Consider the following 7,775-nt stretch of genomic DNA (forward strand, 5'->3'; position numbering starts at 1 on the left):
GCGCTCCGGATCCGTCACCGGGTAGGCGAACACCGTCGCGCCGCTGGTGCGCGTGGCCGCGTCCGTCAGCCGGGTGCCCAGGTCATGGCCGTAGAAGATGTTGTCGCCCAGCACCAGCGCGCTCGGCGCGCCGGCCAGGAACTGCTCACCGATCAGGAAGGCCTGCGCGAGGCCGTCCGGGCTCGGCTGCACCGCGTAGGTCAGGTCGAGACCCCACTGCCGGCCGTCGCCCAGCAGCTGCTGGAAGCGCGGCGTGTCCTGCGGCGTGCTGATGATCAGGATCTCGCGGATGCCGGCCAGCAGCAGCGCGCTGAGCGGGTAATAGATCATCGGCTTGTCGTACACCGGGATCAGCTGCTTGCTCAGCGCGAGCGTCGCCGGGTGCAGCCGGGTACCGGAGCCCCCGGCGAGGATGATGCCTTTGCGGTTCATATGTTCTCCCAAACGAGTGTTGTCAGCCCAGCACTTCAGTGAGCATGCGTTCGACGCCGGCCTGCCACGCCGGCATGCGCAGCCCGAAGGCCTGGTTCAGCTTGTCGCACGACAGCCGCGAATTCAGCGGGCGCTTCGCCGGCGTCGGGAACGCGGTGGTCGGCACCGGCTCGATCGCCTCGGGCGCCACCTTGATCGCGTGGCCGCGCGCACGCGCCCATTCGATGACGAAGCGCGCATAGCCGTGCCAGCTGGTTTCGCCGGCGGCCACCGCGTGGTACGTGCCGGCGAGCTTCGCGTCGGCCATCGCGGCGCGCAGCGCGTGCACGCTGACGTCGGCCAGCAGGTCGGCACCGGTCGGCGCGCCGATCTGGTCGTCGATCACCGTCAGCTTGTCGCGCTCGCCGGCCAGCCGCAGCATCGTGCGCGCGAAGTTGCCGCCGCGCGCGGCGTAGACCCAGCTGGTGCGCAGGATCAGGTGCTTGCAGCCGCTGCCGCGGATCAGCTCCTCGGCCTCGAGCTTGGTCTGGCCGTAGACGCTGAGCGGGCCGGTCGGTGCGTCTTCGCGGCGCGGCGCGTGGCCGCTGCCGTCGAACACGTAGTCGGTGCTGTAGTGCACCAGCCAGGCGCCGAGCGCCGCCGCCTCGCGCGCCAGCACGCCGGGGCCGGTCGCGTTGATCGCGCGTGCCAGCGCCGGCTCGCCCTCGGCCTTGTCGACCGCGGTGTGCGCCGCGGCATTGACGATCACGTCCGGGTTCACCGCACGCACCGTCGCGGCCAGCGTGTCGGGCCTCGAGAAGTCGGCCTTCAGCGCACCCGGCGTGTCGAAATCGAGCGCGGTCAGCTCGCCGAGCGGCGCCAGGGCGCGCTGCAACTCCCAGCCGACCTGGCCGCCTTTGCCGAGCAACAGGATCTTCATGCGGCCGCCGCCTCGCCGTAGTTCTTCGCGACCCAGTCGCGGTAGCCGCCGCTCTGCACGTTGGCGACCCAGCCGGCGTTGTCGAGGTACCACTGCACCGTCTTGCGGATGCCGGTGTCGAAGGTCTCGGCCGGGCGCCAGCCGAGCTCGCGCTCGACCTTGCGCGCATCGATCGCGTAGCGGCGGTCGTGGCCCGGGCGGTCCTTCACGTAGGTGATCAGGCGCTTGTACGAGCCGGCCGCATCGGGCTTCAACTCGTCGAGCAGCGCGCAGATCGTGTGGACGATCTCCAGGTTGGTCTTCTCGTTCCAGCCGCCGATGTTGTAGGTCTCGCCGACGCGCCCGCCCGCCAGCACCGCGCGGATCGCGCTCGCGTGGTCGCGCACGTACAGCCAGTCGCGCACGTTCTGGCCGTCGCCGTAGATCGGCAGTGCCTTGCCCGCCAGCGCGTTGACGATCATCAGCGGGATCAGCTTCTCGGGGAAGTGGTACGGCCCGTAGTTGTTGCTGCAGTTCGTGGTGACGACCGGTAGGCCGTACGTGTGGTGCCACGCGCGCACCAAGTGGTCGCTGGCCGCCTTGCTGGCCGAGTAGGGGCTGTTCGGCTCGAAGCCCTTGGTCTCGGCGAAGGCCGGGTCGGTCGGCGACAGCGAGCCGTAGACCTCGTCGGTGCTGACGTGGTGGAAGCGGAACGCCGCCTTCGCCTCGTCCTCGAGCGTGCTCCACAGGCCGCGCGCGGCTTCGAGCAGCGTGAAGGTGCCGTCGATGTTGGTGCGCATGAACGCGCCGGGGCCGTGGATGCTGCGGTCGACGTGGCTCTCGGCGGCGAAGTGCACGATCGCCCGCGGCCGGTGCTGCGCGAGCGTCGCGTCGACCAGCGCGCGGTCGCAGATGTCGCCCTTCACGAACACATGGCGAGGGTTGCCGTTCAGCGACGCGAGGTTCTCGAGGTTGCCGGCATAGGTCAGCGCGTCGAGGTTGACGACGGTCTCGTCGCTCTGCGCCAGCCAGTCCAGCACGAAGTTGCTGCCGATGAAGCCGGCACCGCCGGTCACGAGGATGGTCATGAAAGGATCCCTGTCTTTACTTGGTTCGCCCGTAGGTGTCCTCGAAGCGGACGATGTCGTCCTCGCCGAGGTACGAGCCCGATTGGACTTCGATGATTTCCAGCGGCACCTTGCCGGGGTTCGCGAGCCGGTGCGTCTGGCCGAGGGGAATGTAGGTGCTCTGGTTCTCGGTGAGGATCATCACCTTGTCGCCGTTGGTGATCTCGGCGGTGCCGCAGACGACGATCCAGTGTTCGGCGCGGTGGTGGTGCATCTGCAGGCTCAGCGAGGCGCCCGGGTTGACCAGGATGCGCTTGACCTGGAAGCGCGCGCCGGAGTCGATGCTGTCGTACCAGCCCCAGGGGCGATGCACCTTGCGGTGCAGGTTGTGCTCGCCGCGGCCGCGCGCGCCGAGCTCGCCGACGATCTTCTTGACCTCCTGGCTGCGGGCGCGGTCGCTGACCATCACCGCATCGGGCGTCTCGACGACGACCACGTCGCTCAGGCCGATCACGCTGACCAGCCGGCTGGTGGCATGCACCAGCGTGTTGTCGCTGTCCTGCAGCAACACGTCGCCGACGCTCGCGTTGCCGCGGCCGTCCTTGTCGGCCACCTGCCAGACCGCGTCCCAGGCGCCCAGGTCGTTCCAGCCGGCGTCCAGCGCGACCATGCGGATGTCGAAGGGGCTGCCGGGGCAGCGTTCCATCACCGCGTAGTCGACCGATTCGGACGGCACCGCGGCGAACTCGGCCTTGCCGGGGCGCACGAACTTCGCATCGCTGCTGCGCGCGGCCCACGAGGCGCGGGTGGCGGCGGCGATGTCGGGGCGGAAGTGCTCCAGCGCGGCCAGCCACAMCGAGGCCTTCAGCACGAACATGCCGCTGTTCCACAGGTACTGGCCTTCGCGCAGGTAGTGCTCGGCGGTGGCCAGGTCGGGCTTCTCGACGAACTGCGCGACCTTGCCGTCGGGCGTGCTGCGGATGTAGCCGTAGCCGGTCTCGGGGCGGTCGGGCGTGATGCCGAGGACGACGATGGCGCCGTCGGCGGCGGCGCGCACGGCCCGCTGCAGCGCCGCGGTGAAGGCCGCGGGCTTGGTGACGACGTGGTCGGCGGCGGTCACGACGAGGATCGGGTCCTGCCCGTTCTCGATGCCGGCAAGTGCGGCGAGCGTCATCGCGGGCGCGGTGTTGCGGCCTTGCGGCTCGAGCACGACGGCGGCGGGATCGGTGCGCAACTCGCGCAGCTGGTCGAGCACGAGGAAGCGGTGCTCCTCGTTGCCGACGATGAGCGGCGCCTGCACCGCGATGTCGGCGGCGCCGAGGCTTTCGACGCGTTGCACCGCCTGCTGGAACAGGCTCTGGTTGCCCGACAGCACGAGGAACTGCTTCGGGAAGCCGGCGCGCGACAGCGGCCACAGCCGCGTGCCGCTGCCACCGGCCATGATGACGGGGAGGACGGACAGCGGGGTCGGCGGGGTGGAGGGCGTGGACATGGCGGCTTCTTTCTTCCTGGGCTCGTTGTTGTTCGTTGACGTGGGGGTAGGGATTATCGGCGCGTCAGCCGCTTGATCGCCGAGATGACGATCGGCGGCAGGATCTGCTTCAGAAACTGTTTGCTGCGGTCGCTGCGGCTCGCGAACAGGTAGGTGGACAGCATGGCTTCGCGGCGGTCTTCACGGGCGAAGCGGTTGGCGTAGTAGTAGGCCGCGATGGAGCGCCGCGTGACGCCTTCCGGCACCGCGAGCGGCTGCGAATGGCCGTGGTAGTGGGTGCGGCCGTGGCTCATCAGGATCGAGCGGCCGAACTCGGGTTCGACGGTGCCGACGCATTGCTTGCGGTCGGCGTCCCACAGCTCGAGCGCGCCGTGCCACGGCGGCTGCCAGTTCTTGTTGAGGTAGGTGATGAACACCATCTCGTTGTGGAGGGCGGTGCGCGGGTGGCGGTCGAAATCGGCATGGATGCCGAACGAGCCGCCGGACAGCGTCTCGTGCAGGCCGCCGCCGAACAGGTGGGCATCGTTGACGAGGTCGGGCACGCCGCTGATGTGCGAGAGCGCATGCAGGAAGAAGCTGGAGCCGAGCGTCCAGAAATACAGCTGGCTGGCCGGCCCCATGCGGGCGCCGACGCGCGAGCGCTCGACGCGGGCATAGGCGTTGGTCTGGGTGCTCCAGTGGTCGCGGGGGAGCACGTCGAATTCTTCATGAACCAGCTCGAGCAGGCGAGGGTTGAACCAGTCCTGCACGACGAGGTGGGGGTAGGGCGAGGCCGACTGCATGCGCGATCGCAATTCATCGAGGTAGGCGATGTCGGCCAAGCGCGGCTCGATCAGTTCATCGAGCGACAGCCGCACGCCGCGGATGGTGACGAACGCGGAATCGTCGATGAGTGCCTTCGCAACTTCGACCTCGACAGGCAGGGACATCATGGCTTCGCTCTCTTGCGCCGGGGGCAACAAGAGATCGTAAGCAAGGGCAGGGCCGGTGGGAGGGGTCTCCCCCCTGAATGGGCGATGCGTTCGTGTGAGGGGGTTGTCGCTTCTGTTTCTGCGTGTCGCGGCGGGTGGGGCCCTGCGCTGGGGGCTCATGCCGAGGCGGTCGGCGCCCCGGGGGCGCCGACTCCACGAAGAAGCTCGGCTTCGGGGGTGCATCGGCAAACTCCCTCCGCTCACTTCGTTCGYTGTGGTCAAACACAGCCGATGAGTATGTCTACGAAGCGCGCTGRCGCGCGCCACCCCCGAAACCAAGCTTCTTCGTCGCCTCAGAAATCGCCCCCAGCGCAGGGCCCCACCCGCCGCGAAGCACCAGCCGCTCTGGTGGAGGGGAAAAGACTGAAGTGACCGACAAGCGGGCGGGCACTGCATCTCAGGAGGCACGCTCTCGAATGCCGGCATCGGACGTTGCGGGCAACCATTGCAGAAGCAATTGCTCGTACTGGGCCAGGATGTGGTTCCAGGTGAAGCATTCTTCGAAGCGGCTGCGGCTGGCTTGCTGCATCGTGGCCAGTCGTGCCGGATCCTTCAGCACCGCTTCCAGCGCCGTCGCGAATCCGTCCGCGCCGCTGAAATAACCCGCCTGCGGGCCGGCCACCCAGCGGTTGAATCGGTTGTCGTGCGCGATCACGGCATTGCCCGCCCCCAGCGCCTCCACCAGCGACGGGTTGGTGCCGCCCACCTGGTGGCCGTGCACGTAGGCCATGCTGTGGAAACGCAACGATTGCACCGTCGGCTTGTCGTAGATCGCACCGACGAACTTCACCTCGGCGCTCGCCGCTTCCTTCACCGCACGGTGGTACGCGTTGTCCGGCGAGTAGTTGCCCAGCACCGTCAGCGTCACGCCGCGCGGCGCGCGCGAGAAGCCCTGCACCACTTCCAGGATCGAGTTCTCGGGCTCGGGTCGGGCTACCAGCGTCAGGTAGCGGCCCGGTTCCAGCCCCAGGCCGTGCACCGGGCCGGTCGGCATGTCGCGCAGCGGGTCGGCCCCGTAGGCGATCGTCGTCACCTTGTTCGCGTTCACGCGCGTGCCCAGGTGATGCTTGATCTCCGGGTGGTCGGCGACCAGGTGGTTGCCCAGCCAGCAACCGGCCCAGTCGTTCATCCAGAACCAGGTCTTCGCGACACCGCCCCACTTCGCGCGCGACCACTCGATGCCGTCCATGTTGATCAGGTTCGGCACCCCCTTCAGCCGCAGCAGCGCACAGAACACCGCCGTGTTGTAGCCGAGCGTCAGGCACAGGTCGCGGTGCTTCGCGGCATGGCGCGTGGCCTGCCAGTCGAACGCGATCGTGCCCTTCGGCCCCGGTGCATCCACCGGCATGCGCACCCGCTCGACGCCGCGCCAGCTGTCCTCGAACACCGGGCCGGTGCCGTCCTCCTGGCAGTACACGATCACGCGCCAGCCGCGCTCCACCAGGTACAGCGCCAGGTGCTCGGCAAAGGTCTCGAAACCGCCGTGGGCGGCCGGCACGCCGCGCGTGCCGAGGATGCGGAGGGTCTTGGTCATCATCGGTCGGGTGTGGAGGTGGGATTGAGCGCGCCGAGGTTCTCGAACCGCGGTGCGAAGAAGCTGCGCACGCCATGCACCAGCACCTGCGCGGATTGCTGCCAGTCGAACTTGCGCACCTGCGCCAGGCCCTGCTCGCGCATGCGCTCGCGCAGCCCGGCATCGCCGATCACCTGCCGCAGCGCGGCGGCCAGCTCGGCGCTGGAATTCGGGTCGGCATACAGCGCCGCCGCGCCGCCCACCTCGGGCAGCGAGGTGGTGTTGGACGTGATCACCGGCACGCCGCTCGCCATCGCCTCGGCCACCGGCATCCCGAAGCCCTCGGCGAAGGCCGGGTACGCGAATGCCATCGCATGCCGCATCACCGCCGGAAGCGCCTGGTCGCCCACCTTCGACAGGAAGCGCACGCGCTGCTGCAACCCGTGCGCCACGACGGCCCGGTCGATCTGCTCGTAGCTGAAATCGCGCTGCCCGACGACCACCAGCGGCGGCGCATCGGCCCCCAGCTCGGCATACGCGTGGATCAGCGTCTCGTGGTTCTTGCGCGGCTCCAGGCGCCCCACCGTCAGCAGGTAGCCGCCCGGCTCCAGCCCGAGCTCGCGCACCGCGTCGGCACCCTCCGGCCCGGGCTTGAAACGCTGCGGATCCACGCCGTTGTAGGTGATCGCGATGTCGTCGGCCGGCACGCCGTACAGCCGCGCGATCTCGCCCTTCGAGAACTGGCTCACCGCGAACAGCAGCTTCGCGCGCCGCGCCGCATGCCGGAACGTCAGCTTCGACTGCAGCACGAAGCCGCGCGGAAAGAACTGCGGATGCGTCTCGAACAGCAGGTCGTGGATCGTGCACGCGCACGCACCGGTGCGCACGAACGGCAGCCGGTACTGCATGTGCAGCAGGTCGATGCGGTGCTTCCACTGCAGCCACGGCAGTTGCACCCCGAGACGGATCGGCGCGCGCTGGTGCGGCATGCGCACCAGTTCGACGTTCGGCGCACCGAATTCGGCATGCGCGTCGCGCAGGCTGTCGGTGCCGTCGAGCAGGAACACGAAGTCGATGTCCGGCGCGAGCCGGATCGCCTCGCGGTACAGCCCGAGGATGTGGCTGCGCGAGCCCTGGAAGATGCCGTCCCAGGTGTGGAAGTCCACGCCGAGGCGGGGGCGGCGGGGCGGTGTCGTCGTCATCAGGGTGTGCGCAAGGACGTGGTGGAAACCGGCGCCGGCTCGTGGCCCGCACCGACGAGTCGTCGGCTCAGTTCGACATGGCGCGTCGCGAAGCCTTCGGAGCTGAAGCGGCGCGACAGCAGCCGCTGCTGCGCGCTCGCGACCTGCGCGGCGCGCCGGCCCGGCGTCGTCACCAGCGCATCGAGCGCGCGCCACAGGCC

The 7,775-nt window shown here is 69.1% G+C and carries 8 protein-coding genes; all 8 read right to left on the reverse strand.

Translation table 11 applies throughout. The features are described from left to right. Nucleotides 1-432 (reverse strand): sugar nucleotidyltransferase (locus AC1D15_RS11925; protein ID WP_477826134.1); only part of this gene is annotated, 432 nt, incomplete at its 3' end. 22 nt (nucleotides 433-454) lie between these two features. Then, nucleotides 455-1,351, reverse strand: a complete 897-nt coding sequence (gene rfbD / locus AC1D15_RS11930; protein ID WP_477826135.1) for a dTDP-4-dehydrorhamnose reductase — start codon at nucleotides 1,349-1,351, stop codon at nucleotides 455-457. Continuing rightward, nucleotides 1,348-2,418 (reverse strand): dTDP-glucose 4,6-dehydratase, encoded by a 1,071-nt coding sequence (rfbB, locus tag AC1D15_RS11935; RefSeq protein WP_477826136.1) that lies wholly within the window; start codon nucleotides 2,416-2,418, stop codon nucleotides 1,348-1,350. The genes rfbD and rfbB overlap by 4 nt, the downstream gene beginning before the upstream one ends. Nucleotides 2,419-2,434: 16 nt before the next feature. Further along, nucleotides 2,435-3,889 carry a mannose-1-phosphate guanylyltransferase/mannose-6-phosphate isomerase gene (locus AC1D15_RS11940; protein WP_477826137.1) on the reverse strand — a complete coding sequence of 485 codons (1,455 nt, stop codon included), beginning with the start codon at nucleotides 3,887-3,889 and terminating at the stop codon, nucleotides 2,435-2,437. Nucleotides 3,890-3,942: 53 nt separating this feature from the next. After that, nucleotides 3,943-4,821, reverse strand: coding sequence for a 2OG-Fe(II) oxygenase (locus tag AC1D15_RS11945; protein WP_477826138.1), 879 nt, complete (start codon nucleotides 4,819-4,821; stop codon nucleotides 3,943-3,945). Between the two features lie 436 nt (nucleotides 4,822-5,257). Next, nucleotides 5,258-6,394: a DUF1972 domain-containing protein gene (locus tag AC1D15_RS11950; protein ID WP_477826139.1), complete on the reverse strand. Its 1,137-nt coding sequence runs from the start codon at nucleotides 6,392-6,394 to the stop codon at nucleotides 5,258-5,260. Further along, nucleotides 6,394-7,575: a glycosyltransferase family 4 protein gene (locus AC1D15_RS11955; protein ID WP_052211243.1), complete on the reverse strand. Its 1,182-nt coding sequence runs from the start codon at nucleotides 7,573-7,575 to the stop codon at nucleotides 6,394-6,396. Before AC1D15_RS11955 ends, AC1D15_RS11950 begins: the two co-directional genes overlap by 1 nt. Further along, nucleotides 7,575-7,775, reverse strand: a 201-nt coding sequence (locus AC1D15_RS11960; protein WP_477826140.1) for a hypothetical protein, incomplete at its 5' end; no start/stop codon positions are given. The genes AC1D15_RS11955 and AC1D15_RS11960, both read right to left, overlap by 1 nt.

This window comes from Rhizobacter sp. P2_H2 (assembly GCF_056403375.1).

What these genes read in the sequence shown, in the direction of transcription:
- rfbD (WP_477826135.1), bottom strand. Translation starts at nt 1,351, where the DNA reads ATGAAGATCCTGTTGCTCGGCAAAGGCGGCCAGGTCGGCTGGGAGTTG.
- AC1D15_RS11955 (WP_052211243.1), bottom strand. Translation starts at nt 7,575, where the DNA reads ATGACGACGACACCGCCCCGCCGCCCCCGCCTCGGCGTGGACTTCCAC.
- AC1D15_RS11945 (WP_477826138.1), bottom strand. Translation starts at nt 4,821, where the DNA reads ATGATGTCCCTGCCTGTCGAGGTCGAAGTTGCGAAGGCACTCATCGAC.
- rfbB (WP_477826136.1), bottom strand. Translation starts at nt 2,418, where the DNA reads ATGACCATCCTCGTGACCGGCGGTGCCGGCTTCATCGGCAGCAACTTC.
- AC1D15_RS11950 (WP_477826139.1), bottom strand. Translation starts at nt 6,394, where the DNA reads ATGACCAAGACCCTCCGCATCCTCGGCACGCGCGGCGTGCCGGCCGCC.